A 25,056-nucleotide genomic window follows, 5' to 3' on the forward strand; every position below is an offset into this window, starting at 1 on the left:
TGGCAAGGCGCACGTTCTGGCCGCGCCGCCCGATTGCCAGTGACAGTTGCTCATCAGGCACCACCACTTCGATCCGGTTGGCTTCTTCGTCGATGACGACCTTTGACACCTCGGCAGGCTGAAGGGCGTTCACCAGGAAGGTCGCCTGATCTTCGTTCCACGGGATGATGTCGATCTTTTCACCCTGCAATTCACCCACCACAGCCTGAACGCGGCTGCCGCGCATACCGACGCAGGCGCCAACCGGGTCAATCGAGTTGTCATAGCTGATGACCGCGATCTTCGCACGCGAACCGGGGTCACGCGCAACGGCCTTGATTTCGATGATGCCGTCATAAATTTCCGGCACTTCCATCTTGAACAGCTCGGCCATGAACTGCGGATCGGTGCGCGACAAGAAGACCTGCGGGCCCCGCGCCTCGCGGCGCACGTCCTTGATATAGGCGCGGATCCGGTCGTTCGGGCGATAGCTTTCGCGGCCGATCTTTTCGTTGCGGCGCAAAATCGCCTCGCCCCGGCCGATATCGACGATGATATTGCCGTATTCTTCGCGCTTGACCATGCCGTTGATGATCGTGCCCTTGCGGTCCTTGAATTCTTCGAACTGGCGGTCACGCTCGGCTTCGCGGACGCGCTGCAAGATCACCTGTTTGGCGCTTTGCGCGGCGATCCGGCCCAGATCAACCGGGGGAACCTCGTCCACGATCTCGTCACCGATCTGCGGATCAGCCAGGTATTGCTTGGCCTGAGCGGCGGTTACCTGCGCCTGATAGTTCTCGACCGCGTCATCCTCGACAACGGTGCGCACACGGGTAAAACGCGCGCGGCCGGTCTTGCGGTCAATCGCGACGCGAATGTCCATTTCGGCCCCGTAGCGCGATTTCGCAGCCCGCGCGAGGCTGTCTTCCATCGCCTGGATCACCAGATCCGGGTCGATCATCTTTTCGCGCGCAACGGCCTCGGCCGTCTGCAACAGTTCAAGCTGGTTGGCAGAAGTAATTGCCATTGCTCACGCCTCCTCGGGGTCGGGGGAATCGGTTTCGGTTTCGATATCGTCGAACTTGTCTTCGTCGATGATGCCGGCTTCCTTGCGGGCGCGCAGCATTTCAGCGATTAATTCATCAGTCAGGATCAGTTTCGCATCGTCCAGCCAATCGAACTTCAGCCCGATGGTGCCTTCGTCGATGGTTATCAGTACTTCGTCGCCTTCGGTTCCGGCCAGAACACCTTTGAACCGTTTGCGCCCGTCGATCAATTCGGTCGTTTCAAGCCGCGCTTCATAGCCGATCCAGATATCAAAATCCTTCAGACGGGTCAGCGGGCGGTCGATGCCGGGCGACGAGACCTCAAGGGTATAGTTGCTCTCGATCGGGTCTTCGACGTCCATGATGGCGGATACGGCGGTCGAGATCTTGGCACAATCCTCGACGTTGATCCCACCGTCGGGACGGTCGGCCATGATTTGCAAGGTGGCGATTTTGCCGCTCATCAGGCGAATGCGCACCAGTTCATACCCCAACCCTTCAATGGTCGGGGTGACGATCTCGGCAAGGCGCCGGTCGATGGCGGTTTTAGCAATAAGTTCGGTCATCGTTTGGGATGCCTCAAAACAAAAAACGGGCCGTCGCGGCCCGTTGATATTTCCCGGTGGGCTGCGAGTTTGGACCCCGCAGCGCCGCTGTTGAAGGCCGTATAGGCCAACCCGTCCGAGTCTGCAAGCCTATCTGCAAATTCATCATGATCTGTGTCGCGCGCTATTCGCGCAGCCGGTTCATCACCCGCAACAGCGCCGCACTTATTCCTATTTCCGACAGGGCATGACCTGCGGCAGGCACCATCTGCAACGTGGCCTGGTCCCATCCGTCAGCCAGCCGCCACGCCGAAACGGGGGGGCAGATCATATCAAGCCGGCCCTGCACGATATGCGCCGGAATATGTGCGATTCTGGCGCGGTCGCGCAGGATCTGGCCGTCTTCTTCCAGCCAGGCGTTATTGACGAAATAATGGTTCTCCAGCCGGGCAAAGGCGCGGGCGTAATCGGCGGGGGCCTCGCCGGGCGGGCCGTCATGGTCTACGCTGGCCAGGGCGTTTTCCCATTGCGCCCACAGGCGCGCGTGTTGCGCCTCACTGGCCCAGTTGCCTGAAAACAGGCGGCGGTGATAGGCGCCAATCAGATCGCCGCGTTCGGCCTCGGGGATGGGGCGGCAAAAATTGGCCCATAGGTCAGGGAAAAAGGCACCCGCGCCGCCGCCGTAGAACCAATCCAGTTCCGTTTGCATGGCCAAAAATACGCCCCGCAGAATCAGATGTTGCACCCGGTCGGGGTGCGCCTGCGCATAAAGCAACGCGAGGGTCGCGCCCCAGCTGCCGCCAAACACCATCCAGGCGTCAATCTCAAGCAGGGTGCGGATCCGCTCGATGTCGTCGACCAGATGCCAAGTGGTATTGGCCTCGATGCTGGCATGCGGGCGCGACAGGCCGCAGCCGCGCTGGTCAAACAAGATGACCCGGTAAACCGCCGGATCGAAATAACGGCGCATCGCGGGGCTGCATCCGCCCCCCGGCCCGCCATGTAAAACAACCACCGGTTGGCCATTCGGATGGCCCGATTGTTCCATATAAAGGCGATGTCCGTCGCCCACATCCACCATGCGCTGATCGAAGGGTTCGATCGGCGGGTAAAGAAAGGCGCCGGGTGTGCGCTTTTGGCCTGCGGTTCTGTCCATCATCAGACTATATAACGGGAAATGATTGCCCGCCACGGGGTGCGGGCGCAGATATGCGAGGAATGGTATGCAAGCGGCAACAAATACCGTCGATCCGGCCGAAGTGGCTAAATTCGAGGCAATGGCAGCCGAATGGTGGGACCCGAACGGCAAGTTCAAACCGCTGCATATGCTGAATCCTTGCCGGCTGGACTATATATCGACGCAGATCGCCTGCGAATTTGACCGCAACCTGAAAACGCCAAAGCCGTTCGCTGGCCTGCGCCTTTTGGATATCGGCTGCGGTGGCGGGCTTTTGTCTGAGCCGATGGCGCGGTTGGGGGCCACGGTGGTCGGCGCCGATGCCGCAGCGCGCAATATTCCTGTGGCACAGTTGCACGCGCAACAGATGGGCCTGGACATCGACTATCGCCACACCTCGGCCGAGGCGCTGGCAGAGGCGGGCGAGCAGTTTGACGTGATTCTGAACATGGAAGTTATCGAACATGTTGCCGACCCGCAGGGCTTTTTGACCACCTGCCAGATGCTGATGAAACCCGGCGGGATGATGATCTGTTCGACCCTGAACCGTAATCCCAAAAGCTTCATGATGGCGATTGTGGGCGCGGAATGGGTAATGCGCTGGCTGCCCAAAGGCACGCATGAATGGCAGAAATTCATCACCCCGGATGAGCTTTTCGCCCTGATCCGCAAGGCGGGGCTTGATCCGGTCGACCGCAAGGGCATGGTTTTCAACCCGGTTGCGTGGCGCTGGTCGTTGTCAGACAGCGACCTTTCGGTGAACTACGTCACCACAAGCGTGAAACGCTAAGTCGTTGATCTGGCGAGACGGGTGTTGTCAGTCACCTGCCTCTAGCCGGGCACGCAATTCACGCAGCACGGGCAGGGCGTTGCGAACCTTTTCAGTGCCAATATCGCGCACAATGTCAGCGATCAACGGCATGAACGAGGCCAGCGCCGCCGCGCGGGCCGCGCGCCCTGACGGGCTGATGGAAACGAACTTGCGCCGCGCATCATCCCAATCGGGTCGGATATGAATATGTCCGGCCCAAACCAGCTTTGATAGTGTATTTGTCATTGCCCCCCGGGTGACATGAAATGTGGCGGCCATTTGCGCCGGGGTGCGTTCTTCGGCAACGTGCGACAGGTGGTTCAAAACCGAGAAATGCGAAATTTCCATGCCTTTGGGCAAGGCGCGGCTGATCCGGTTTCGCGCAAGCTGGTCGGCCATGAACACTTCGGAAAAAAGCGACGCGGCCAAGGTATCTGTTGATTCAGACATTGATACTTGGCCCCTCAAAATCGCGGTCATGGGTTAGCGACGGCACGCGGGCGCGGGCCTTGGCCCCCTCGGAAATGTCCAGATCAACCAGCGTCACGCCGGGGGTGATGCCGCCATCCGCCAGAACCTCGCCCCAAGGCGCCACGGCCAGCGAATGGCCATAGGTGCGGCGGGGTTTGCCCGTTTGGGCAGCATGGGTGCCACATTGCGCGGGGGCCAGCACAAAGCAGCCATTTTCAATGGCGCGGGCGCGTAGCAAAATTTCCCAATGGGCGGCGCCGGTGGTATCGTTAAAGGCGGCGGGCACCGTCAGGATTTGCGCCCCCGCCTTGGCAAGCCGCCGAAAAAGTTGCGGAAAGCGCACATCATAGCAGACCGCCATGCCAACCGCCGCAAACGGCGGCTTGGCCAGCACCGCCCTTGCGCCGGGGCGGTACCCTTGCGATTCGCGGTAGTGCTCTGTTTCTGAGACGTTCACATCAAACATGTGAATCTTGTCGTAGCGTGCCGCTATGGTGCCATCGGGGGCGATCAGGAAGCTGCGATTGGCAAAGCGGCCATCCGCGTCATCGGTTTTCAGCCCAAGCGAGCCGATCAGCAGCCAGACGCCCAAAGCGGCGGCCTCGGCGCGCATTGCGGCAAGGGTCGGGTCGGTCGCTTCGGGGTGCAGCACGGCGCGTTGATGGTCGCGGTCAGATGACAGGATATTGGTGCATTCCGGCGTCAGGATGAATGTTGCACCCTGTGCGGCCGCCTCGCGGATAAACCCCAGCGTGACCGGCAGGTTTGCTGCCGGGTCATCGCTGACTGAAAGCTGGATCAGGGCGGCGCGCATCACGTTACTGCACCAGCATCGGGTCAAGTTTGCCCTGATGCTCCAAAGCGTGCAGCTCATCGCAGCCGCCGATATGTTTTCCGTCAATAAAGATTTGCGGCACGGTATGACGGCCATGCGCGCGCTCGCGCATTTCGGCACGCTTTTGGGGCTGTTTGCCGACATCGATTTCCGTATAGTTCACACCCTTGGATTGCAGCAGCTTTTTGGCGGCGATGCAGTAAGGGCAGGTCCGGGTGGTGTAAATCTCTACGCGCGGCATGGGGCATCCTTTATCAACGCGGGTGACTATAAGGATTTAGGCATCCTTGGCAACGCGCGCCAGTGTGACCACACAAACTAGTGCAGCGCCTGCACGCATACACGCCTCGGCCGCCACTGCCAGCGTCGCCCCCGAGGTCATTACGTCATCCACCAGCAAAACCTTGCGCCCTGCCAACAGATCCTTGCGCTTTGGGGTCACCGCCAGCGCGCCGTTGACATTGGCAAAACGCGCGTCGCGGCCCAACCCCTCCTGACTGGGGGTAATGCGCGACCGCAGCAGAAGGTCGGGGCAATGATCCAACCGCGCGATTCGTGCCATTTCGCGCGACAACAGCGCCGACTGGTTATAACGCCGCTTCAACAGGCGCAAGCGATGCAGCGGTATCGGCGCAACCAGCATATCAGGCGAAAGCAGCGGTAGTGCCGCGCGGTGCAGCCAACCGGCAAGCGGTGGCACCAGATCCAGACGGTCGCCGTGTTTCAGCGCCAGAATCAGCCGCCGCCCGGTCCCTTGGTAGGTCAACGCCGCGCGCCCCCGGTTCCAGGGGCGGTCGATTCGCATGCATTCATCACAAAGCACCGGTGTGCCCTCATCATCGCCGGGCAGGGGGGCGCCGCATTTGTCGCACGCAAGCCCGGTTACGAAAGGCGTATCGCACCAGCACGCCCCACACAGGCCGAAATCTGACGCCACAGCACCACCGCAACCAATGCAACGGGGCGGAAATACCAGATGCAAGGCCCCTAGCATCCCGCGCCGTAGCCCATTAAACATCACCCCCATGACACATCCCCCTCTTTTGACCGATCGCCCCGCCCTGACCCGCCACCGCGCCCGTGCGCTGGCCAATGGTCCTGCGTTGTTCTTGCACGAAGACGCCGCCGCAGAGATTGAGGAGAGGCTGAACGAGGTTAACAGAACGTTTAATTCTGTTGCCGTGGTGACAGGTTTTCCCAATCCGTGGCGTAAAATCCTGCCCGATGCCGTCATCATCCCGGATGAGGATGTGCTGGAACTGGAATCGGGTGCCTATGATCTGGTGGTCCATGGGCTCAGCCTGCATTGGGCGAATGATCCGGTCGGCCAGATTGTGCAATGCCACCGCGCATTGCGCCCTGACGGTCTGTTTTTGGCGGCGATGTTTGGTGGCCAGACCCTGGCCGAGCTTCGCGCGGCCCTGGCCGAGGCCGAGGTAGCTGTGACCGGGGGCCTGTCGCCGCGCGTGTTGCCGATGGGCGAGATCCGCGAACTGGGGGCGCTGTTGCAGCGCGCAGGCTTTGCGCTGCCCGTGGCCGATGCCGTCACACGCAAGGTAACCTACCGCGATGCGCCGCATCTTATGGCGGATCTGCGCGCAATGGGCGAAGGAAACGCGCTTAACGCCCGCAAACGCAACGCCACCGCGCGCGCCGTCTTTGCCGAGGCCACAAAGATTTATCACGCCGCCTACGCCGAACCAGACGGAAGGGTGCGCGCGACGTTCGAGTTGATTTACCTGACGGGCTGGGCGCCACATGAAAGCCAGCAAAAGCCACTGCGCCCCGGTTCCGCCGTCCAAAGGCTGGCCGATGTATTGGGTGCGGCAGAAAGATCACCGGCAACACCGCGCAAAGATTGACGCGCGCCGATTGACCCTTATCTGATCAGGCGAACTAAAGGGACGAATGATGACTATGAACAAGATTGTCGCCGGAACCGGCCGCCTTACGCATGCCCAGCCAGACCATCCGCCCGTGAATCGCGCTAAAATCGGCATCCTTGTGGCCAATCTGGGGACGCCTGACGGGTACGACTATTGGTCGATGCGCCGCTATCTGAGCGAATTTTTGTCAGACAAGCGGGTAGTCGACATCTCGGACTGGATCTGGCAGCCGCTTTTGCAATTGGTGATCCTGACGAAACGGCCGTTCAGCTCGGGCGCCAATTACAAGCTGATCTGGAACCACGAGGCAAATGAAAGCCCGTTGTTGACGATCACCAAACAGCAGGTGGCAAAACTGCGCGCCGCTGCGAATGCCGCCTATGGCGATGAGGTGATGGTTGAGTTCTGCATGCGCTACGGCAACCCCTCGACGCAGAACGTGGTCGATCGGATGGTGGCAGAGGGTTGCGAGAAAATCCTGTTTTTCCCCCTTTATCCGCAATACGCCGGCCCTACCTCAGCCACCGCCAATGATGCGTTCTTTCAGGCGCTGACCAAGGTCAACCGCCAGCCCACCGCCCGCATCGCCCCCGAATATTTCGATCGCCCCAGCTATATTGACGCTTTGGCGCAATCGGTCGAGAGGGTCTATGCCGGCCTCGATACCCGCCCCGATGTGCTGGTTGCCAGCTACCACGGCATGCCGCGACGCTATCTGATGGAGGGGGATCCCTATCATTGCCAGTGCCAGAAAACCTCGCGTTTGCTGGGGGAAAGACTGACATGGCAAAAGGGCGATATCGTTACGACTTTCCAGTCGGTCTTTGGCCGTGAAGAATGGCTAAAGCCCTACACGGTTGAACATGTCGCGGAATTGGCCCGGCAAGGGAAAAAGAACATTGCCATCATCTCGCCGGCGTTCAGTGCCGATTGCATCGAAACCCTCGAAGAGATCAATGGCGAAATCCGCGAGGCATTTGAACATGCGGGGGGTGAAACCTTCACCTATATTCCCTGTCTCAATGATGATGATGCGCATATTGCAGCACTGATGGATGTGGTGGCCCAGAACCTTGCAGGCTGGATAGGCTGAGCCATCATCGCCCGCGCTTTCGTCAGGGTAATTACATGAGCCTGTAAAAATACCCTGCGGCGGGCGCGTTGGATAGGCGGGTGGGGCAACCCCCCGCCATCGCTGCCAACTGGGCCAGATCTTAGATCAGCAGAACCTGTGTGCCGACCATGCTCAGGCCGAACAACTCTTTGATATGTTCGTTATAAAGGCCGATACAGCCGTTCGATGACTTGCGCCCGATCTTGCGGGTGTCGTGGGTGCCGTGAATTCGGTAATATTGCCAGCTAAGATAAAGCGCGTGTGTGCCCAGCGGATTGTCGGGGCCTGCGGGCACAAAATCGGGCCATTCGGGGTTGCGCTGCTTCATCGCCGGGGTCGGCGCCCATGTCGGACCTTCAACCTTGCGGATCACTTCGGTGCGGCCACGGCGGGTCAGGTCTTCCGAAACAGGAACCGAGGTCGGGTAAAGCCTGTAGATCGTCTGATCCTCTGACCAGAAATGCAGCGCCCGCGAGATCGTATCAACCAGGATCGCGCCATTTTTGGTGTTGTCAAAATACGGCTGCCAGTCCAGCGCCCGGAAGCTGGAGATATTGCGCCGCATATTGGTGTTGGCGGTTTCCTCGCGCACCTCCATCCCGGCGTCGATCGTGCTTTGGGCCATAGCGGGCAGCGCAAAGCCGGCCCCCAATGCGGTTGCGGCCCCCAGAAAGGCGCGGCGGTCAAGCGTTTTGAAACGCGCTTTGGTCATTCTTAGTCTCCATCGCGGACCGGTCACTGCACGCCGGAATTTCCTGTTCCTTATTGCGCCGTGGCCGCAGGTGCAAATCAAACCACCGTCATTACGCGCAATCACGCAGAGTTGCGTTTGCCCCCTTGGGTGCAACACTGTATGGCTGCGGCTGAAAACTATCAGGTGATGCTCAATGACTCGTGTTAAAGTTCTGTTATTGCTTTCGGTTCTTGCGGTGGCCGCCTGTGAGCCCGTGCAACCAGCGCTTGGCCCCGATGGTCTGCCCTTGCCGCAGGTCTACAAGATCAAACCCTCGGATGAGGGTGAGATCGCTTACCGGATGCTTGATTCGGTCAATACGCTTCGCGCAGCCCGAGGCGAGGTGCCCTTGACGCTGAATTCACCGTTGACGGCGGCCGCGGCAACCCATTCGCGCGACATGGCATCGCAAAACCGCCCATGGCATTTTGGCTCAGACGGCTCATCACCGTTTGTTCGTGCTCAGCGCGCGGGGTATTACGGCAAGGTCATGGGGGAAAACATCTCGGAAACCTACGAGACGGAGACCGAAACCCTCGCGGCATGGATGGGGCTTGCCGATACGCGCGACGTGATCTTGCACCCCGAAGCCAGGGATCTGGGTTTTGCGTGGTTTCAGGAACCCTCGGGCAAGATCTGGTGGACGCTGATCACCGGTGGCTAAGCCAAACCTGTCGCTACATTAAAAAGAGGGGCGGCCGCAGACCCAATCCCCGGCGGCCGCTGCGTTCTGAAATCTTGCCGATGGCTTCCAGGGGGGCAGATCCCGTTGAAAACGCCGCATAGGGGGGAATGTGCACCAAGGGGGAGGCACGATAACATGGTCCGGGCCGGATGCCTCCGCAACGTAGTATAAATCCGCCTTGCTGCCCCACTGGATTGCTTTTTGCCAGACCACGTTCAGGTTTTGCGCGGTCTGCCAAAAAGGCGCGCGGCGATAGGGGCCAACAGAATCACCAGAAAAATCCGTGTCAGATGATGCGCCACCACAAAGGCCACATCCGCACCGGTCACAATTGCGATCACGGCCATTTCCGCCTGGCCCCCCGGAAGGAATGACAAGATGACGTCCAGCGTGTCAGCGGGTGACACGGCAACGGCAATCTCGATAAAGCCCAAAGACAGGATCGACAGTATCAGCGCAAACGCGATGCCAGCGCTGACGTCGACGCGAAGTTCACGCGCGGTGATGCCGCTATATTTTGCACCCACGGTAATGCCGATGAAAAACTGTGCGGCCCAGATCATTTCGGCAGGAGGGCGTTGCTGGATCACGCCCGCAAGGCTTAGCCCCGCGGTCAAAATCAGTGGCCCAAGAATTGACGCACCGAAAAGGCCGACCCTCTCAGCCAGTTTCCAGCCCACAATCCCTGCGCCGACCATCAGCATGATTTGTAGCAAGGGAATATCGGACATCATGGCCCCCGGGGGACGGGTCAGATCGGCGTTATAGGCCCAGGTCAGAAAAAACGGTGCCGCGGTGACAATGACCAGAACGCGGGTCGCGTGGACAAGGCTCATCGCGCGAACATCGCCGCCCGCCTCTTCGCCAAAAATAAGCATATCCTGCAATCCTCCGGGCATCGCAGAATAGAATGCCGTGGGGTGGTCAAACCCCATCACCTTGCGAAAAAACGGATAACCGATTGCCCCGATCACCAGCACGAATATCGGCATCATTGCCAATGTCGCGCTATGCCGGGACAGGTTTTCGATCAGCCCCCATGTGACCGAAGACCCGATCGCGACGCCCAGAAAGGTGCGCATCAACTGCCCGAAGGCGCCCATGTCGCGCAGTGGCGCACCCGCAAGCGCGGCGATCAGACAGCCGGACATCGGCCCCAGCAATAGCGGAAGCGGCAGGCCGAACGCCACAAATATAGCCGTGCCGACGATTGCCATCACCATCGTCAGCGACCGCCCCTTGATCATCGGTGTCATGCCTTTGGTACCCTTGTTCGTGCCTCAAATCCAACAGTCCGGCCGTGCACGCGGTCTGCCCCTTTCCGGCCCAAATGCCCGGATGATATTTTGTCGCAGGCAAAGCTGACACCAACTTGACCTAAGTCAAATTATGGGATGACGGATCGGCGTAAGGATTTCGCATCAGGTCTCGATCTCCCTGAAAACGGCTCTCCCGCCGTAAGAGACCTGAACCGGGCCAGGACAATCTCCCTTGTCGGGCCCACAATGCGCTGCGGGCCTCCCTCCCGCAGCGCTTTAATATTGGGGGGCAGATTGATCTGATTTGCGGCTTGATCTCGCTGAGATCATGGCGGGCGTCGATCGCGCGGCCGCAGTTGAAAATGGCGCTTTTCATGGCCTCACGCCGGGCCCCGCGTATGAGGCTGTTCGATCTGCATGGGCGGGTAGGGGTCACGAACGTGCGGTGCAACCGCCCACAGGCCAGGCTATGGCGTCAGATAATCCGAACCTGAGTGCCAATCGGTGCAATCTTGAACAGATCCGCAATCATTTCATTGTAAAGCCCGATACAACCGTCCGAGGATTTGCGGCCGATCTTGCGCGTGTCATGAGTGCCATGAATGATATAGGCTGGCCAGGATAGATAAAGCGCGTGCGTTCCCAGCGGGTTACCGGGACCAGGTGGCATGTGACGCAGCTCTGGGTTGCGTTCGATCATCGAGGCGGTGGGGGTCCAATCCGGGCCAACCCTTTTGCGCACGATCTTTGTGTAGCCGCGTTTGGTCAGCTCTTCTGTTAGCGGCACGGAGGTTGGATAGATCCGATAGTCGCCGCCATCCGCGTTCCAGTAATGCAGGGCCCGCGACGTGGTATCGGCAACGATGGTAGGCACGCCGAGGCGGTCGAAATGGTCCTGCCAGTTCTGCGCGCGAAAGCTGGAGATATTGTGCCGGGGGGCGGCCAATGTCGTGGCCCGTGCCACCGCCGGTGCCGCGATGAATGCGGTTGCTGTGGCGATCAATCGGCGGCGGCTGAGCGCTGGGTTGGTCATCGGTCGTCTCCCGTTTGGCTGCTGTCGGGTGTTGCTTTCATGCCGGGGGGGTAAAGACAAATGACGTTCGCTCACGCCGGGGTGATAAGTGTAGCGAACCGATCGGCAATAAAAAACCCTCCCTGTGGGGGAGGGTTGGTGCCTTTGCGTTGATCGCGGGCCTATCTGGGCCCGATCATCATCACCATCTGGCGGCCTTCCAGCTTGGGCATGGATTCGACCTTGCCCGCCTCACCGACATCGGCGGCGACGCGGTTCAACAATTCCATTCCAAGCTGCTGGTGTGCCATTTCACGGCCCCGGAAACGCAGCGTAATCTTGACCTTGTCGCCTTCGTCCAGAAACTTCAGCACCGAGCGCATTTTAACATCATAGTCATGCGAGTCAGTGCCGGGACGGAATTTGATTTCCTTGATCTCGATGATGTGCTGTTTCTTGCGGGCTTCGGCTTCGCGTTTTTGCTGTTCGTATTTGAACTTGCCGAAATCCATGATCTTGCAGACCGGGGGTTCGGCTGTTGGAGAAATTTCCACGAGGTCCAGCCCGACCTCTTCGGCCATTGCCATGGCGCGTGCGGGCGTGACGACGCCGACATTTTCGCCGTCTGCCCCAATGAGGCGGATTTCCGGCGAGCGGATACGGTCGTTGACGCGGGGACCGGTGTCGCGCTGCGGCGGGGCATTATGCGGTCTGCGAGCTATGGTGGTTCTCCTTTTATGACCATCGGCTGTTTGGCGCGCAAAATAGGCCGATAAACGCCACGTTACAACCCGAATCGCGCATGCTGCACTGCAGCGCAGGCTTTCCTTTCGATGTTACGTCTGTCATGTTTGCCTTGGTAACGCATAGCCCATGATCAAAAGGACTGGGACATGAACAAAACATCGGTGTTCGCTGCCGTCATCATCATTTTGGGTGGCCTCGCGTATTTATACTTTAACAACAAAGATGCCGATCAACCGCCCGTGGCCGTTCCAACCGTCACCGAACCCGTACCAGCCCCCGCAGTCGTCGTTCCTGATGCGGTTGATGAGGCCGCAACCAAAGCAGATGAAGCCGCAAGAAACGCCGCTGCTGCTGCCGCGGATGCTGCAAAAGCCGCTGAAGAAGCCGCGTCCGAGGCTGCAAAAGTCACCGGTGAGGCCGCTGCTGAGGCCACTGAGGCCGCAGGCGAAGCTGCCAAGGCAACGTCCGAGGCCGCAGAAGGGGCGGCAACTGCCCTTGATGCAATGACCGCCGCCGGGCTTGACCAGCTTGAGGGTATGATCGGCGCATCATCGCTGGATGAGGCCACCAAAAGCACACTGAACGCCTTGATCGTTCAGGCCAAAGCCAATCCTGCAATGGCGCAAGATGTTGTGGCAAAGATCAGGGCCGCACTGGGGCTATAGCTGCCTGTTCACCGCGAGTAACGCGGCCCCGACCTCACGCGCCGCCGTTCCAAGCGATTTGGAACTGAATCGTCCCGGTTTTTCCGGCGACATTCTGTTTCATTTCACGCGATCATTTCGAACACGTCGCGCTATGTAAAAAGTTCTCTTCTACCGCTAGAGGTGGGGTTTTTCCCGATATGCCCAAGCGGACGTCGCTGTTGAACCAATCGACATTCAAGCCGGTGCACGATGCTTGCTTCGCCACGGGCCCCGGCAGATCACCGCCGAAAACAGACATGAGCGTCGGAAAACCCGCCGCTCATGTCTTATAATCCGGAATGGTATCGACCAGACCCGTGGTCTTTTCGTTTGGGCGTGGGGCCGTCAGACCCCATCACCGACAAAGGCTTTTTCAACCACATATTCCATCGGTTCAGAATTTGCGCCCTCGCGCAGGCCGAAATCTTCCAATACCAGCTTCACATCGACGTTGAACGCCAAAGACCCGCAAACCATTGCACGGTCATGTTCGCGGTCCATCGGTGCAAGGCCCAGATCGGCAAAAACCTTGCCAGAGGTCAGATTGTCCGTGATCCGGCCCATATACGGCGAAGGTTCGCGGGTGGTGGTCGGGTAGTAGCGCAACTTTCCCTCGACCATTTCTCCGATCAGTTCATCGTTTTGAAGATCATCCACAAGCCGGCGGCCATATTCCAGCTCGGCTACCGTGCGGCAGGTGTGCATCATGATGACTTCGTCATATTTTTCATAGGTTTCGGGGTCGCGCATCAGGCTGGCAAAGGGCGCAATGCCGGTGCCGGTGGCCAAAAACCAGATCCGCTTGCCGGGCAGCAGTGCGTCATGCACCAATGTGCCCACAGGTTTGGGGCGCAAGATGATCTGATCGCCCGCCTTGATATGCTGAAGCCGCGAGGTCAGCGGCCCATCCGGCACCTTGATCGAATAAAATTCCAATTCATCATCCCATGCGGGTGAGGCGATGGAATAAGCCCGCAGCAGGGGTTTGCCATTGTCCCCCAAAAGCCCGATCATCACAAATTCGCCCGACCGGAACCTAAGGCTTTGCGGACGGGTCACACGAAAGGAAAACAGCGTGTTGGTCCAATGCGTGACGGCGGTCACGGTCTGCGCATCGGGTAGAACACGGGCGGGGGCGGTGGTTACTTCATTCACGGAGCTTGGCCTGTCGTTAAGAAAAGGGCACAGGTGTTCAGCCCCTTTTAGGCGCTAAAACCCGTGGCGGGAAGTCAGAACTCAGCCCCGAAGCCGCGACCGATAGTCATGGGCGCGCCAGTTGGCACGAACCAGCCATTGGGCTTCGGGTTGACGGGCGGCCATTGTGGCGGGGATTTCGACCTCGTCAAAGCCGGATCGCCGCGCCATCGTGTATTGATCGGCCAGGATCGGCCCCGCTGCCCTTAGCCGCCCCGTATAACCCAAAGCCCTGAGCCGCCGCCCCAGTGAAAAACCACGCCCGTCCAGAAAGACCGGAAAGGCGATGCGGATCAGCGCCGCATCGGTCATGAACCCCTCCAGCGCGTCGGGGTCGGTGTCCTGGGCGACATCGACCACGGGGCCGTTCCAGTCGTCAGGGTGAAAGCCGTCATCGCGCACGATGACACCGGGGGCCATATTGGGGTGGGTCACGCGACTTTCTCCTTGGTTGAGGCCGGGGGCGTGTGGGCTGAGGTGCGCACCATTTTGCCGCCGATCAAATGGATGCCACATTCGGTCTTGGCGGCACCCCGCCAACGGCCGGCGCGCGGGTCTTCGCCGGGTGCCACGGGGCTGGTGCAGGGGGCGCAGCCGATGCTGGGGTAGCCTTTCGCAACCAGCGGGTGCCGGGGCAGGCGGTTTTGGACGATGTATTCCTCCAGATCCTCGCGGCCCCAATGCGCCAGAGGGTTGATCTTGATCCGGGTCGGGGTTTCGACCTCAAAAAAATCCAGCGCTGCGCGGGTGCTGCCCTGATAGCGTTTGCGCCCGGTAATCCAGGCATCATAGCCCGAAAGCGCATTTTCAAGCGGTTGCGTCTTGCGCAGGGCGCAGCAGGCATCGGTATTGACGCGGTGCAAGGTGCCATCGGGGTCATCCAGCGCCAAGGCCGCAGGGGCGGCCCCGATGGTGTGGATCTGTGTCAGGTTCAGGCGTTTTGCAAGGTCTTGCTGATAGGCCAGTGTTTCCGCAAAGAGCATCTGCGTGTCGATGAACAACACCGGTGTCCCAGGCGCGATGACGGATACCATATGCAGCAACACCACCGATTCCGCGCCAAAGCTGGAAACCAGCGCGACATTGCCCACCTCGGCGTCTTTGAGGGCGCGTTCCATCACCGCCGTGGCGGCGTGGTGGCGGTAGCGGGCGTTCAGCCCCGCAACCCGTTGGGCAATGTCGGTGCGCGGGGTGATCACGTCCTGCTTGACAAGTTTTTTCATATTTTCATGCAGCATCGCGGGCCTCGTCTTCATAAAGCGCGGCTTTGAAAGGTGCGGCGCCAAGGCGGCGGAACGTCTCGATGAAGGTTTCCGCCGGGGTGCGGCGCAGGGCCAGATAGGCACGCAAGATCCGCTCGATTGCCGGCACCACGGCATCATAGGCAAAGCCCGGGCCGGCACGTTCCCCCAGGGCGGCGTTTTCGGTGTGATCGCCCCCCAGCGTGATTTGATAGTTTTCCACCCCGGCCCGGTCCAACCCCAGAATCCCGATGTGACCGACGTGGTGATGCCCGCAGGCATTGATGCAGCCTGAAATCTTGATCTTGATCTGACCAATTTCCTGCTCCAACCCGATCGCCTTGAAATGCGTTGCAATTTCTTGCGCCACCGGGATTGAACGGGCCGTCGCCAGAGTGCAGTAATCCATGCCGGGGCAGGCGATGATATCGGACAATAGCCCCACATTGGCAGTGGCAAGCCCAACCTTGCGCAGCGCTTCATGCAGCGCCGGCAGATCGGCGCGCGCGACATGCGGCAAGATGACGTTTTGTTCGTGGCTGATGCGCAGTTCCGCATGGGAATAGGCCTCGGCCAGATCCGCCAGCGCGCGCATCTGCACAGATGAGACATTGCCCGGGGTTTGCCCATGCGCCTTCAGGCTGACAGTGACAATCGCATGATCGGCCCGTTTATGTGGCGCAAGATTGGTGTCAGCCCAGGCGCGAAACAGGCGGTCCACCTTGTAGGCGGCGGCAAAAGGTGCGGTGTCTGCTGTCTTGAACGGCGGTGGGGCAAAAAACGGTGTGATTTCAGCCAGTATTCTGGCGGCTTCGTCGTTAAAACCTTGGCGGCGGCGGGCGAACTCTTGCTCGACCAGATCGCGAAACCGCGCCAAGCCGTTTTCAAACACGGTGATCTTGATCCGCGCCTTGAATTTGTTGTCGCGCCGACCCAGCAAATTATAGGTTGCAACAATTGCCTCCAGATAGGGCAGCAGGTCGGCTTTGGGCAGGAAGGGGCGGATGATCGGCCCCAATATCGGGGTGCGGCCAAGGCCTCCGCCAACGATCACCTCAAACCCGGCCTCGCCATCCTGTTCCACCATCCGCAGCCCGATATCGTGGGAACGTGTCACGGCGCGGTCATGCACGCTGGCAATGACGGCTATCTTGAACTTGCGCGGCAAGAACTGCAATTCGGGATGGTCCGAGGACCACTGCCGGATCAGTTCGGCCACCGGGCGCGGATCGTCGATCTCATCGGCCGTGGCACCCGCGAAATGGTCGGCGGTAACGTTGCGGACGCAGTTGCCCGACGTCTGGATCGAGTGCATTCCCACATCCGCCAGCGCTGACAGGATCGCGGGCACATCGGTCAGTTCGGGCCAGTTGAACTGGATGTTCTGGCGCGTGGTAAAGTGGCCATAGCCCTTGTCCCATGTGTCAGCGATATAGGCCAGTTGACGCATCTGATCGGCGCGCAATGTGCCATACGGAATGGCAATGCGCAGCATATAGGCATGAAGTTGCAGATACAGGCCGTTCATCAGCCGCAAGGGGCGAAACTCATCCTCGGTCAGGCTGCCATCAAGACGGCGCGCGATCTGGCCGGAAAACTGCGCCACCCGTTCACGCACAAAGGCGGTGTCGAATTCGTTATAGCGGTACATGTGCAGCCTCCTGTTTGCCGTGGGCATAGTTTGAGGGGCCACGGGTGCGGAATGCCTCGCGAAAGTGTAGCGGCTCGGGGCCGTTCGGGCCGGGGCGGGCCTCGGCCAGATAGGGGCCGACGATATGCGCGGCCTGGCCCATCGCCTCCAAAAGGCGCAGCTCGGCAATTGCCTCATCCTCAATCAGCTCGGCTTCGGAATGAAGGCGTGACCAGGTGCCGGCGGCGGTCAGGTAGATCACATCGCCGCGGCGCAGATCATTGGCGGTCACGACCTTGGGGGTGAAACGACGGCTCATTGAGTGACCTCCTTCAAGGCTGCAAGACGCATCCGCGCCGCAGCGCGGGGGGCAAGCCCCAGCAAAAGAACGGCGGGCCCGGTGATCCCCTCCAGCGCGCCGGGCAGGGTGATCAGGGTGGCCGCGACAATGCGCTGATCCGCGCGGCTGGCGTTTTCCACGATGCTGATCGGGGTGCCGGGGGCGGCGCCGTGCATCAGCAACCGCCCTTGCAAAAAGCGTGCGGCACGTTTGCCCATATAGATTGCGGCCACAGCGCCGGGACGGGCCAGCGCACGCCAATCGTGATCTGCGTAACCGGTCACGTCATGGCCGGTCAAAATACGCAGCTCGCCATTGCGCCCGCGCTGGGTCAGGCTTTGGCCAAGTGCCGCTACCGCCGCACTTGCCGCAGTGATGCCGGGCAGAATGGTAAAGCTGATCCCTGCCGCCTCCAGCGCCTCCAATTCTTCGTCCAGACGGCCAAACACCGCCGGATCGCCGGATTTCAACCGCAGCACTGCACGCCCTTGCCGCGCATAGGTCACTATCAACGCGCTGATCGCCGCTTGCGTCATGCCGGGGCCAAACCCCTCTTTGCCCGTTTCGATGCATTGCGCATCGGGCGCAGCCAGGGCCAGCACCTCGGCGCTGATCAGGCGGTCATGCAAGATCACATCGGCGTTTTGAAGCGCGCGCACTACCGCAACCGTCAGCAGGTCCGGATCGCCGGGCCCGCCCCCCGCAAGGGTGACATGGCCCGGTGTGCATGCGTCGTAAGAAAGCGGTTTCTGAGTCATCTGGGCACCTGTTTTGATGCCCCTATATAGGAAAATATTCCGGTGCTGCGCTAGATACCCTCTTTCAATAGGGATAATATTCCATATTATACGCCCAAAGAAACCCACTTTCCAATAACCGGAGAAAACACGAATGGCTGTCCGACTTGATGATATGGATCGGAAAATCCTCTCGCAGCTGCAAGACGATGCCAGCCAGTCGCTTGATGATATTGCCCGAAAGGTGGGCTCTTCAAAGACCCCGGTCTGGAATCGGATCCGCAAGATGAAGGATCTGGGCGTGATCGGTCGTCAGACCGTGCTTTTGGACGCCGAGGCGCTGGGCCTTGAGGCATGTTTTTTCGTATTGATCCGTACATCCGAACATGAGGTTGACTGGCAGCGCCGCTTTCTGGCCAGCCTGCGCGCGCGCCCCGAGGTGCAAGAGGCGCACCGTCTGGCGGGCGATATCGACTATATCCTGAAGGTCAGGGTAAAAAATGCCCGCGCTTACGATCAGTTTTATCAGGCCCTGATCGCTGAGGTTAAGATCCATAACGTGACAGCGCTTTTGTCGATGGAAGAAATCAAATCAACCACTCTTCTGCCGCTATGAGCCGCAACCGTTGCGGTCGATGCCAACCCTGAAAGGCGAAGCCTAGCCAGCCGCGCGACGCAACCGCAACGCGTTCGTGACCACGAAAACCGATGAAAACGCCATTGCCCCAGCGGCAAGCATGGGGGACAGGCCAGTGCCGCCAAACGGTACCAAAACCCCCATCGCCACTGGAATCAGTGCCGCATTATAGGCAAAGGCCCAAAACAGGTTCTGGCGGATATTTCGCATGGTCGCGCGCGACAGGGCCACGGCGCGGCCCACGCCCTGCGGGTCGCCCTGCATCAGCACGACCTCGGCGGCCTCGATCGCGACATCGGTGCCGGTGCCGATGGCAAGCCCCACATCCGCAGCCGCCAGCGCCGGGGCATCATTGATACCATCCCCGACAAACGCGACAATCCCTTCGGCTTTCAGCTTTTCAATCGCGTCAACCTTGCCCTCGGGCAGCACCCCGGCAATCACATGATCAATTCCCAGATCGCGTCCCACGGCCCGGGCCGTGGCAACCGTATCGCCCGAGATCATCGCCACTTTCAGCCCCGCCGCGTGAAGCGCGTCAATGGTTGCGCGCGCGCCCGGCTTGATCGGGTCCGACAGGGCCATCAACGCGGCCAACTGACCGTCAAGCGCCAGCCAGACCGGGGTTTTGCCCGCAGCAGCCAAGGTTTCAGCCTTGGCGGAAAGGGGGGTGATGTCTACCCCTGCCTCGGTCATCGCGCGGGCATTGCCCAGCACCAGGGCGCGACCCTCGACCGTGGCGGTCAAGCCCTTGCCGGGCAGGGCGTGCACGGCAAGGGCGGTTGGGGCATCAAGCCCCCGTTCGGCGGCGGCGGCCATGATTGCGGCGGCCAGCGGGTGTTCGGAACGCGCCTCGGCGCCGGCGGCCAGGCGCAACGCCTCGGTCTCGTTCTGGCCGGGGGCGGCGATCAGGTCTGTCAGGGCCGGGTGCCCCTCGGTCAGGGTGCCGGTCTTGTCAAAGGCCACCAGCCGCGCTTCGGACAGACGTTGCAGCGCGTCACCGCGCCGGAACAACAGCCCCAGTTCCGCCCCGCGCCCGGTGCCGACCAGAATTGACACCGGCGTCGCCAGCCCCATCGCGCAGGGGCAGGCGATGATCATCACGGAAATTGCCGCGACCAGCGCCGGGGTCAGCCCCTCGCCAAACGCCATCCACAGAACGAAGGTCAGCAGCGACAGCGCCATTACCACCGGCACGAAAACCCGTGTGACCTTGTCAACCAGCGCCTGCACCGGCAATTTGCCGCCCTGCGCCTCAGAGACAAGCGCGATGATCCGCGCAAGCACCGTATCGGACCCAGTCGCCGTTACCCGGAACGCCAGTGCTGCGGCCCCGTTGACGGTGCCGCCGGTGACGGATGCCCCCGGTGTCTTTTCCACTGGTGCGGGTTCACCGGTCAGCATCGCCTCGTCGATCCAGCCGTGACCGTCGGTGATTACCCCGTCAACAGCAACCCGTTCGCCGGGCGCCAGCCGCACGATGTCGCCGGCGGCCAGTTCATCCACCGGCAGCGTGACGACGCCTGATGCGCGTTCCACCTGCGCCGTTTCAGGGCGCAACCCGACCAGCCGCGAAATGGCCTCGCCCGCGCGACCACGCGCCCGCGCCTCCAGCCAGCGGCCCAGAAGGATCAGCGTGATGATGACCGCGGCGGCCTCAAAATAAACTTCGCGCGCGCCTTCGGGCAGCAGGGCAGGGGCCAGCACCACCACCGCCGAATAGACATACGCAGCCAGCGACCCCAGCGCGACAAGCGAGTTCATTTCCGGCGCACCGCGCAGCAGTGCCGGAATGCCCAGCCGTAAAAATACCCGCCCCGGCCCGGCCAGAACCAGCGTTGTCAGCACGAATTGTATGATCCAACTGGTGCGTTCGCCCAAGGTTTCCATGACCCAATGGTGAAACCCTGCCACCATATGGGTGCCCATCGCCAGCACAAACACCGGCAGCGTCAGCGCTGCGGCCAGCGCAAAGGCGTGGCGCAGCCGCTTGGCCTCATCGGCCTGACGATCGGCTGTGGGGGGCGGTTCAGCGGCGCTAAGCACTTGTGCGGGGTAACCCGCTGCCGTCACCGCGGCCGCCAGTTCGGTCGGGGCTACGCTACCAGCTGCATAGGTGACCGTGGCGGTGTTGGTTGCCAAATTGACGTTGGCCGATATGACCCCCGGTGTTACGGTCAGCGCGCGTTCAACACGGCCCGTACAACTGGCGCAGGTCATCCCCTCTACGGTCAACCGCGTGCTGGCCTCGGCCACCGGGTAGCCGCCCGACGCCAGCGCGCGCGCCAGCCCCTCGGCCGTGGCCGGTGACGAAAATTCAACCTTCGCAGAACGAGCCACAAGATTTGCCGCAGCTGATGTCACCCCCGATTGTGCGGTCAGGATGCGTTCGACCCGCCCCGTGCAGGCGCCACAATGCATACCCTCAATGATGAAAGTCGCTGAGCGGCCCATCTTGCTACTCCTTCTGGTTCTTCACGTCCTTGGTTCAGATGGACTGTGCGGCGCTACACGTCAAGCACGAGCAGCCAAGTCGTGATAAAACATTCCACATATTGAATTTAAGATGCGCACATGTTAAATGTGGGCAAAGAAATCCATCCGGAGACACCCAATGAACATTGATAACGCCATGTTTGCCTTTGCAGGTATCATGATCCTGCTGTCGGTCGCATTGACCGCCTTTGTGTCGCCCTATTTCATGTGGTTCACTGCGTTTATCGGCGCCAATCTGCTGCAATCCTCGTTTACCGGGTTTTGCCCGGCGGCCCGGATCTTCAGGCTTTTTGGCCTCAAGGGCGGCTGCGCGTTCAAATAAAGGCGAAATCGTCGGCGGGTCCCTTGTGGGGGGTGGGGTTGCTTTGGTAAACTCGCCCCGTTGCCTTGCCGGAGAAACCGATGAACCGCCGTCACTTGCTGACCACGCTTGCTGCCTTGCCGTTGCTGTCGGCCCCCACGCTTTTGCGCGCGCAAACAACGCAGCCCAAACCTGCCAAAGCGGCCATCGAAACAGTGCCCGAGGCCCCGCTGTGGCCAATTGCGCCGCAGTTCTATCCTACCGAGGTTTCGGTGAAGCCCGAGTTTGAACCCGGCACCATCATCGTGCTCAGCGGCCAGTTTTTCCTTTATCACATCACCGCAAAGCGCAAGGCGATGCGCTATGGCGTGGCCGTGGGCAAGGCCGAGCTGGTCTTTCGCGGTGCCGCAGAAGTGGCGCGCAAGGTTGAATGGCCAAGCTGGAAACCGACCCCCGAAATGGTGGCGCGCAGCCCGCAACACTATGCGAAATATGCCGAAAACGGGATGCCGGGCGGGCCGAAAAACCCCTTGGGGGCCCGCGCGCTTTATCTTTACCAAAACGGGCACGATACGGCGATCCGTATTCACGGCACTGTCGAGCCCGCCTCTATCGGGCATGCGGTGTCAAACGGCTGTATCCGTATGGTCAATGACCATGTGATCGCGCTTTATGATGCGGTCGAGTTGGGCACAAAAGTAATGGTCTATTAGATCGTGGCGCTGGAACTGACTTCGGTCGGGCAACTGGCGGTGCTGGGGTTCGACACGATCATTGATGTGCGCTCGCCCTCGGAATACGCCGAGGATCATGTGCCCGGTGCGATCAACCTGCCGGTGCTGGCGGATGATGAACGCGCCCGTGTCGGAACGATGTACAAGCAGGTTTCCAGTTTCGATGCCCGCAGGTTGGGGGCAGCGCTGGTCGCGCGCAACGCCGCCCACCATCTGGAGGAGGCGCTGGCCGACAAGGGTGGGGCCTGGCGCCCCTTGGTCTATTGCTGGCGCGGCGGACAAAGGTCGGGGGCATTTACCACGGTCTTGCAGCAGGTTGGCTGGCGCGCGGAACGGATTGACGGAGGTTATAAAAGCTGGCGGCGGCTGGTGGTGGACCAGGTCAATGGCCCGGTTGCGGCGCCCGTGGTGATGCTGGACGGCAATACCGGCAGCGCCAAGACCGATTTATTGATCGAGGCGGCGCGGGCGGGTGCGCAGGTGATCGACCTGGAGGGGCTGGCCAATCACCGCGGCTCGCTTTTTGGGGCGATGCCGGGGGGGCAGCCCAGCCAGAAGGCGTTTGAGGGGCGGTTGGCGCGGGTGCTGGCCGCCCTGGACCCGACGCGCCCGGTGTTGATCGAGGCGGAATCATCGCGCATTGGCGAGGTTGTGGTGCCGCGCGGGCTTTGGGCGGCGATGTGCGCCGCGCCGCGCCTGCGTCTGGCGGTGCCGCTATCGGCGCGCGCGGCCTATCTGGCGCGCGCTTACCGCGATGTGGTTGAGGATGCGCCGCGACTGGCCGATACGATTTCCCGTTTGCGGCGGTTGCATGGCGCCGAGGTGATTGATCGTTGGCAGCAAATGGCCGCTCTGGGCGAGGTAGAGGCGTTGGCCGCGGATCTGATGCAGGCGCATTACGATCCCCGGTATGAAAAAAGCCGCGCGCGCCGTGCCGGAGACGAAATCGTGCTGGAAACCGAAAGTCTGGCAATCGAGGCTTTGCCCGCCATGGCCACGAAGATTTGGACAGCGGCACAATCCTTGGTGCAGGGGCGGGGTTGAAATCTGCGCTTGGGGCCGGCTTGAAAGGACCCGAGCCGCTGAGGTGCCCAGCGGGCAGGCAGGAAAACCTGTGATCTGCCAATGCGCTGCGTGCGTTTCTTAAGGCTGTCCTAGAAAATCGCGTTTACCGATCGCGACCCCGTTGTGACGCAGGATGTTATAGGCTGTCGTCGCGTGGAAATAGACGTTCGGCAGCGAGTGCCCCAAAAGCAGTTGCAGGCCCTTGTAGCGCGTCTCTTGGCGGGTAACGGGCAGGACGATGTCTTTGTCCTCGGTGCCGTCAATTTTCTCTGGCGGCACACTTTCCAAAAAGGCGATCGTCTTTGAAATACGCTGCTTCAACTCGGTGAAAGTGGTTTCCCCGTCCGGGTAGCGGGGCACCTCCATCCCGGCGAGGCGGGCGACGGCACTGCTGGATTTGTCGCAGGCGATCTGCACCTGTTTTGAGAACGGATACATGTCCGGGAACAGCCGCGCATCCATCAAGACCGGTATGGCGATACCCTGCGCGTCGCAATGCGCCTGCGCCTTGTCGATGATGCGCGACAAATTGTGCAGGATGTTTACCATCCGTGGCACGCTGGCTTGATACATCGTGATTATCATGGCCTACCTTCTAAGAAGCGGTTTTTCACAGCGTCTGGATTCAAGCTCTTGTCCGTTGGTGGGGTTTGGGAGCGTTCGACATGAGTATTTTATCCAAAAAAAAGCTTTGGTCAATTTTCGACGGGTGCGGGATTGGTGCCGGTGACCGGGGCTGAAGCGTCGCCGGTTTCTGTTTCGGTGTTGGTGTCGGGTGTGGGTGCTGCGTCTTCGGTAAGGGTGTTTTCGGACCAGCTACCGGTGGCGACCTCGCCGGTTTTATAGCGCATGGTGCCTTTGCCTTGACGTTTGCCGCCGACAAAGCTGCCCTCATAGATATCGCCATTGGCGTAGGTGGCCTTGCCCTGACCGTCGATCTCGCCTGATTTCCAGTCGCCCTCATAGGTGAAACCGTCGGGCATGGTGATCTTGCCTCGGCCCTCGCGTTGGCCCGCAACAAAGCCGCCGGTGTAGACGGTGCCGTCTGCATAAGTGGCGATGCCCTGTCCCTGGCGTTGGCCTTCGGCCCAGCCGCCTTCGTAGGTGTAGCCGTCGGGATAGGTCATCTTGCCGGTGCCATGGTTTTTGGCTGCCAGAAACTCACCGTCATAGACCAGACCGTTGGCATAGCGCGCGACCCCCTTGCCGGAGATCTCGCCGGCGACCCAACCGCCTTCATAGGTTGAGCCGTCGGGGTAGGTGATCTTGCCCTGGCCTTCGGGAACGTCATTGGCAAACGCGCCCTCATAGACCGAGCCGTCGGGGTAGGTCACGCGGCCCATGCCCTCGATCCGGCCCTCGACCCAGTCGCCGTCGTAGATATAGCCGTCGACCCCCGTGAATACGCCTTTGCCCTGGCGTTTGTCATTGGCAAAGCCGCCTTCATAAGTGTCGCCGCTGGCATAGGTGGCCTTGCCCGGGCCCTCGCGTTTGCCGCCGGCCATCATGCCGTCGTAGACGTCGCCGTTGGCCTGCGTCAGCCTGCCCTTGCCGTTCATCTGGCCGCCTTTCCAGACGCCTTCATAGGTCAGCCCGTCGGCCATTGTCAGCTTGCCCTGACCTGCGCGTTGACCGGCCAGCATGTTGCCCACATAGACCGCGCCATCGGGGTAGGTGATCTTGCCTTTGCCCTGT

29 protein-coding genes are annotated in these 25,056 nt (G+C 60.7%); 9 read left to right on the top strand and 20 right to left on the bottom strand.

Annotated elements, in window-relative coordinates; all coding sequences use genetic code 11:
• From nusA to pip, 3 genes are all read right to left on the bottom strand, one after another.
• A partial coding sequence (gene nusA, locus ACM62R_RS13530; protein ID WP_415184571.1) for a transcription termination factor NusA occupies positions 1-1,006 on the bottom strand: 1,006 nt, incomplete at its 3' end.
• 3 nt (positions 1,007-1,009) lie between these two features.
• A complete protein-coding gene (gene rimP, locus ACM62R_RS13535) occupies positions 1,010-1,591 on the bottom strand; it encodes a ribosome maturation factor RimP (protein WP_415184572.1) in 582 nt (193 codons plus the stop codon).
• 163 nt (positions 1,592-1,754) lie between these two features.
• Entirely contained in the window at positions 1,755-2,726 is a 972-nt protein-coding gene (pip, locus tag ACM62R_RS13540) for a prolyl aminopeptidase (RefSeq protein ID WP_415184596.1), read from the bottom strand.
• A gap of 67 nt (positions 2,727-2,793) precedes the next feature.
• Here pip and ubiG point away from each other — a divergent pair, with 67 nt between their 5' ends.
• Positions 2,794-3,537: a bifunctional 2-polyprenyl-6-hydroxyphenol methylase/3-demethylubiquinol 3-O-methyltransferase UbiG gene (gene ubiG, locus ACM62R_RS13545; protein ID WP_415184573.1), complete on the top strand. Its 744-nt coding sequence runs from the start codon at positions 2,794-2,796 to the stop codon at positions 3,535-3,537.
• Positions 3,538-3,564: 27 nt separating this feature from the next.
• Here ubiG and ACM62R_RS13550 read toward each other — a convergent pair whose 3' ends face one another.
• From ACM62R_RS13550 to ACM62R_RS13565, 4 genes are read right to left on the bottom strand one after another with little or no spacing between them, the layout of a single operon-like run.
• Positions 3,565-4,008 carry a MarR family winged helix-turn-helix transcriptional regulator gene (locus ACM62R_RS13550; protein ID WP_415184574.1) on the bottom strand — a complete coding sequence of 148 codons (444 nt, stop codon included), beginning with the start codon at positions 4,006-4,008 and terminating at the stop codon, positions 3,565-3,567.
• Positions 4,001-4,843, bottom strand: coding sequence for a carbon-nitrogen hydrolase family protein (locus ACM62R_RS13555; protein ID WP_415184575.1), 843 nt, complete (start codon positions 4,841-4,843; stop codon positions 4,001-4,003). Before ACM62R_RS13555 ends, ACM62R_RS13550 begins: the two co-directional genes overlap by 8 nt.
• Before the next feature lie 4 nt (positions 4,844-4,847).
• Complete coding sequence (grxC, locus tag ACM62R_RS13560; RefSeq protein WP_415184576.1) at positions 4,848-5,105, bottom strand: glutaredoxin 3; 258 nt, start codon at positions 5,103-5,105, stop codon at positions 4,848-4,850.
• Positions 5,106-5,141: 36 nt separating this feature from the next.
• Complete coding sequence (locus tag ACM62R_RS13565) at positions 5,142-5,882, bottom strand: double zinc ribbon domain-containing protein (RefSeq protein ID WP_415184597.1); 741 nt, start codon at positions 5,880-5,882, stop codon at positions 5,142-5,144.
• Between the two features lie 7 nt (positions 5,883-5,889).
• Here ACM62R_RS13565 and ACM62R_RS13570 point away from each other — a divergent pair, with 7 nt between their 5' ends.
• Positions 5,890-6,726, top strand: a complete 837-nt coding sequence (locus ACM62R_RS13570) for a methyltransferase domain-containing protein (protein WP_415184577.1) — start codon at positions 5,890-5,892, stop codon at positions 6,724-6,726.
• A gap of 49 nt (positions 6,727-6,775) precedes the next feature.
• A complete protein-coding gene (hemH, locus tag ACM62R_RS13575; protein ID WP_415184578.1) occupies positions 6,776-7,843 on the top strand; it encodes a ferrochelatase in 1,068 nt (355 codons plus the stop codon).
• A 121-nt stretch (positions 7,844-7,964) separates the two neighbouring features.
• Here the strand turns inward: hemH and ACM62R_RS13580 are convergent, their stop codons facing one another.
• Positions 7,965-8,576 carry a L,D-transpeptidase gene (locus ACM62R_RS13580; RefSeq protein WP_415184579.1) on the bottom strand — a complete coding sequence of 204 codons (612 nt, stop codon included), beginning with the start codon at positions 8,574-8,576 and terminating at the stop codon, positions 7,965-7,967.
• Between the two features lie 175 nt (positions 8,577-8,751).
• Between ACM62R_RS13580 and ACM62R_RS13585 the strand changes: the two genes are divergently transcribed.
• Positions 8,752-9,261: a CAP domain-containing protein gene (locus ACM62R_RS13585; RefSeq protein WP_415184580.1), complete on the top strand. Its 510-nt coding sequence runs from the start codon at positions 8,752-8,754 to the stop codon at positions 9,259-9,261.
• A gap of 236 nt (positions 9,262-9,497) precedes the next feature.
• Here the strand turns inward: ACM62R_RS13585 and ACM62R_RS13590 are convergent, their stop codons facing one another.
• The 3 genes from ACM62R_RS13590 to infC all read right to left on the bottom strand — a co-directional run bounded on the left by ACM62R_RS13590 (position 9,498) and on the right by infC (position 12,275).
• Positions 9,498-10,538, bottom strand: coding sequence for an AbrB family transcriptional regulator (locus tag ACM62R_RS13590; RefSeq protein ID WP_415184581.1), 1,041 nt, complete (start codon positions 10,536-10,538; stop codon positions 9,498-9,500).
• Positions 10,539-11,016: 478 nt separating this feature from the next.
• Complete coding sequence (locus ACM62R_RS13595) at positions 11,017-11,574, bottom strand: L,D-transpeptidase (RefSeq protein ID WP_415184582.1); 558 nt, start codon at positions 11,572-11,574, stop codon at positions 11,017-11,019.
• A gap of 161 nt (positions 11,575-11,735) precedes the next feature.
• Positions 11,736-12,275 carry a translation initiation factor IF-3 gene (infC, locus tag ACM62R_RS13600; RefSeq protein ID WP_415184598.1) on the bottom strand — a complete coding sequence of 180 codons (540 nt, stop codon included), beginning with the start codon at positions 12,273-12,275 and terminating at the stop codon, positions 11,736-11,738.
• 171 nt (positions 12,276-12,446) lie between these two features.
• On the opposite strand from infC, the gene ACM62R_RS13605 reads away from it, so the two are divergent.
• On the top strand, positions 12,447-12,965 hold the full coding sequence (locus ACM62R_RS13605) for a hypothetical protein (protein ID WP_415184583.1): 519 nt from the start codon (positions 12,447-12,449) through the stop codon (positions 12,963-12,965).
• A 366-nt stretch (positions 12,966-13,331) separates the two neighbouring features.
• Here the strand turns inward: ACM62R_RS13605 and ACM62R_RS13610 are convergent, their stop codons facing one another.
• The 6 genes from ACM62R_RS13610 to cobA form a co-directional block, all read right to left on the bottom strand.
• Positions 13,332-14,141 carry a ferredoxin--NADP reductase gene (locus ACM62R_RS13610; RefSeq protein ID WP_415184584.1) on the bottom strand — a complete coding sequence of 270 codons (810 nt, stop codon included), beginning with the start codon at positions 14,139-14,141 and terminating at the stop codon, positions 13,332-13,334.
• A gap of 81 nt (positions 14,142-14,222) precedes the next feature.
• Positions 14,223-14,600, bottom strand: coding sequence for a DUF934 domain-containing protein (locus ACM62R_RS13615; protein WP_415184599.1), 378 nt, complete (start codon positions 14,598-14,600; stop codon positions 14,223-14,225).
• 11 nt (positions 14,601-14,611) lie between these two features.
• Positions 14,612-15,403, bottom strand: a complete 792-nt coding sequence (locus ACM62R_RS13620; RefSeq protein ID WP_415184585.1) for a phosphoadenylyl-sulfate reductase — start codon at positions 15,401-15,403, stop codon at positions 14,612-14,614.
• A 4-nt stretch (positions 15,404-15,407) separates the two neighbouring features.
• The gene (locus ACM62R_RS13625; RefSeq protein ID WP_415184586.1) at positions 15,408-17,072 is read right to left on the bottom strand and encodes a nitrite/sulfite reductase; all 1,665 of its coding nucleotides are present in this window, start codon (positions 17,070-17,072) and stop codon (positions 15,408-15,410) included.
• A complete protein-coding gene (locus ACM62R_RS13630) occupies positions 17,059-17,370 on the bottom strand; it encodes a DUF2849 domain-containing protein (protein ID WP_415184587.1) in 312 nt (103 codons plus the stop codon). The genes ACM62R_RS13625 and ACM62R_RS13630 overlap by 14 nt, the downstream gene beginning before the upstream one ends.
• Positions 17,367-18,149, bottom strand: coding sequence for a uroporphyrinogen-III C-methyltransferase (gene cobA, locus ACM62R_RS13635; protein ID WP_415184588.1), 783 nt, complete (start codon positions 18,147-18,149; stop codon positions 17,367-17,369). Before cobA ends, ACM62R_RS13630 begins: the two co-directional genes overlap by 4 nt.
• A gap of 133 nt (positions 18,150-18,282) precedes the next feature.
• Between cobA and ACM62R_RS13640 the strand changes: the two genes are divergently transcribed.
• Positions 18,283-18,744, top strand: coding sequence for an Lrp/AsnC family transcriptional regulator (locus ACM62R_RS13640; protein WP_415184589.1), 462 nt, complete (start codon positions 18,283-18,285; stop codon positions 18,742-18,744).
• A 42-nt stretch (positions 18,745-18,786) separates the two neighbouring features.
• On the opposite strand, the gene ACM62R_RS13645 is transcribed toward ACM62R_RS13640, so the two are convergent.
• Positions 18,787-21,219, bottom strand: a complete 2,433-nt coding sequence (locus ACM62R_RS13645; protein WP_415184590.1) for a heavy metal translocating P-type ATPase — start codon at positions 21,217-21,219, stop codon at positions 18,787-18,789.
• Positions 21,220-21,379: 160 nt separating this feature from the next.
• On the opposite strand from ACM62R_RS13645, the gene ACM62R_RS13650 reads away from it, so the two are divergent.
• The 3 genes from ACM62R_RS13650 (at position 21,380) to mnmH (ending at position 23,340) form a co-directional block, all read left to right on the top strand.
• Positions 21,380-21,583: a DUF2892 domain-containing protein gene (locus ACM62R_RS13650; RefSeq protein ID WP_415184591.1), complete on the top strand. Its 204-nt coding sequence runs from the start codon at positions 21,380-21,382 to the stop codon at positions 21,581-21,583.
• A gap of 80 nt (positions 21,584-21,663) precedes the next feature.
• Complete coding sequence (locus ACM62R_RS13655) at positions 21,664-22,275, top strand: L,D-transpeptidase (protein WP_415184592.1); 612 nt, start codon at positions 21,664-21,666, stop codon at positions 22,273-22,275.
• A 3-nt stretch (positions 22,276-22,278) separates the two neighbouring features.
• Entirely contained in the window at positions 22,279-23,340 is a 1,062-nt protein-coding gene (mnmH, locus tag ACM62R_RS13660; protein ID WP_415184593.1) for a tRNA 2-selenouridine(34) synthase MnmH, read from the top strand.
• Between the two features lie 99 nt (positions 23,341-23,439).
• Here mnmH and ACM62R_RS13665 read toward each other — a convergent pair whose 3' ends face one another.
• The gene (locus ACM62R_RS13665; protein WP_415184594.1) at positions 23,440-23,946 is read right to left on the bottom strand and encodes a DUF1993 domain-containing protein; all 507 of its coding nucleotides are present in this window, start codon (positions 23,944-23,946) and stop codon (positions 23,440-23,442) included.
• A gap of 110 nt (positions 23,947-24,056) precedes the next feature.
• Positions 24,057-25,056, bottom strand: a 1,000-nt coding sequence (locus tag ACM62R_RS13670) for an MORN repeat-containing protein (protein WP_415184595.1), incomplete at its 5' end; no start/stop codon positions are given.

This window comes from Phaeovulum sp., assembly GCF_047638075.1.
Classification (GTDB): Bacteria; Pseudomonadota; Alphaproteobacteria; order Rhodobacterales; family Rhodobacteraceae; genus UBA6197.

Excerpts from the sequence above, each read along its gene's own strand:
- ACM62R_RS13570 (WP_415184577.1), top strand. The coding sequence starts at position 5,890 with ATGACACATCCCCCTCTTTTGACCGATCGCCCCGCCCTGACCCGCCAC.
- ACM62R_RS13605 (WP_415184583.1), top strand. The coding sequence starts at position 12,447 with ATGAACAAAACATCGGTGTTCGCTGCCGTCATCATCATTTTGGGTGGC.
- ACM62R_RS13650 (WP_415184591.1), top strand. The coding sequence starts at position 21,380 with ATGAACATTGATAACGCCATGTTTGCCTTTGCAGGTATCATGATCCTG.
- ACM62R_RS13640 (WP_415184589.1), top strand. The coding sequence starts at position 18,283 with ATGGCTGTCCGACTTGATGATATGGATCGGAAAATCCTCTCGCAGCTG.
- rimP (WP_415184572.1), bottom strand. The coding sequence starts at position 1,591 with ATGACCGAACTTATTGCTAAAACCGCCATCGACCGGCGCCTTGCCGAG.
- grxC (WP_415184576.1), bottom strand. The coding sequence starts at position 5,105 with ATGCCGCGCGTAGAGATTTACACCACCCGGACCTGCCCTTACTGCATC.
- pip (WP_415184596.1), bottom strand. The coding sequence starts at position 2,726 with ATGGACAGAACCGCAGGCCAAAAGCGCACACCCGGCGCCTTTCTTTAC.
- ACM62R_RS13665 (WP_415184594.1), bottom strand. The coding sequence starts at position 23,946 with ATGATAATCACGATGTATCAAGCCAGCGTGCCACGGATGGTAAACATC.
- ACM62R_RS13585 (WP_415184580.1), top strand. The coding sequence starts at position 8,752 with ATGACTCGTGTTAAAGTTCTGTTATTGCTTTCGGTTCTTGCGGTGGCC.
- ACM62R_RS13550 (WP_415184574.1), bottom strand. The coding sequence starts at position 4,008 with ATGTCTGAATCAACAGATACCTTGGCCGCGTCGCTTTTTTCCGAAGTG.
- ACM62R_RS13630 (WP_415184587.1), bottom strand. The coding sequence starts at position 17,370 with ATGAGCCGTCGTTTCACCCCCAAGGTCGTGACCGCCAATGATCTGCGC.
- ubiG (WP_415184573.1), top strand. The coding sequence starts at position 2,794 with ATGCAAGCGGCAACAAATACCGTCGATCCGGCCGAAGTGGCTAAATTC.
- ACM62R_RS13645 (WP_415184590.1), bottom strand. The coding sequence starts at position 21,219 with ATGGGCCGCTCAGCGACTTTCATCATTGAGGGTATGCATTGTGGCGCC.
- ACM62R_RS13555 (WP_415184575.1), bottom strand. The coding sequence starts at position 4,843 with ATGCGCGCCGCCCTGATCCAGCTTTCAGTCAGCGATGACCCGGCAGCA.
- ACM62R_RS13655 (WP_415184592.1), top strand. The coding sequence starts at position 21,664 with ATGAACCGCCGTCACTTGCTGACCACGCTTGCTGCCTTGCCGTTGCTG.
- ACM62R_RS13580 (WP_415184579.1), bottom strand. The coding sequence starts at position 8,576 with ATGACCAAAGCGCGTTTCAAAACGCTTGACCGCCGCGCCTTTCTGGGG.
- cobA (WP_415184588.1), bottom strand. The coding sequence starts at position 18,149 with ATGACTCAGAAACCGCTTTCTTACGACGCATGCACACCGGGCCATGTC.
- ACM62R_RS13625 (WP_415184586.1), bottom strand. The coding sequence starts at position 17,072 with ATGTACCGCTATAACGAATTCGACACCGCCTTTGTGCGTGAACGGGTG.
- ACM62R_RS13590 (WP_415184581.1), bottom strand. The coding sequence starts at position 10,538 with ATGACACCGATGATCAAGGGGCGGTCGCTGACGATGGTGATGGCAATC.
- ACM62R_RS13565 (WP_415184597.1), bottom strand. The coding sequence starts at position 5,882 with ATGTTTAATGGGCTACGGCGCGGGATGCTAGGGGCCTTGCATCTGGTA.
- ACM62R_RS13595 (WP_415184582.1), bottom strand. The coding sequence starts at position 11,574 with ATGACCAACCCAGCGCTCAGCCGCCGCCGATTGATCGCCACAGCAACC.
- hemH (WP_415184578.1), top strand. The coding sequence starts at position 6,776 with ATGACTATGAACAAGATTGTCGCCGGAACCGGCCGCCTTACGCATGCC.
- ACM62R_RS13615 (WP_415184599.1), bottom strand. The coding sequence starts at position 14,600 with ATGGCCCCCGGTGTCATCGTGCGCGATGACGGCTTTCACCCTGACGAC.
- ACM62R_RS13620 (WP_415184585.1), bottom strand. The coding sequence starts at position 15,403 with ATGAAAAAACTTGTCAAGCAGGACGTGATCACCCCGCGCACCGACATT.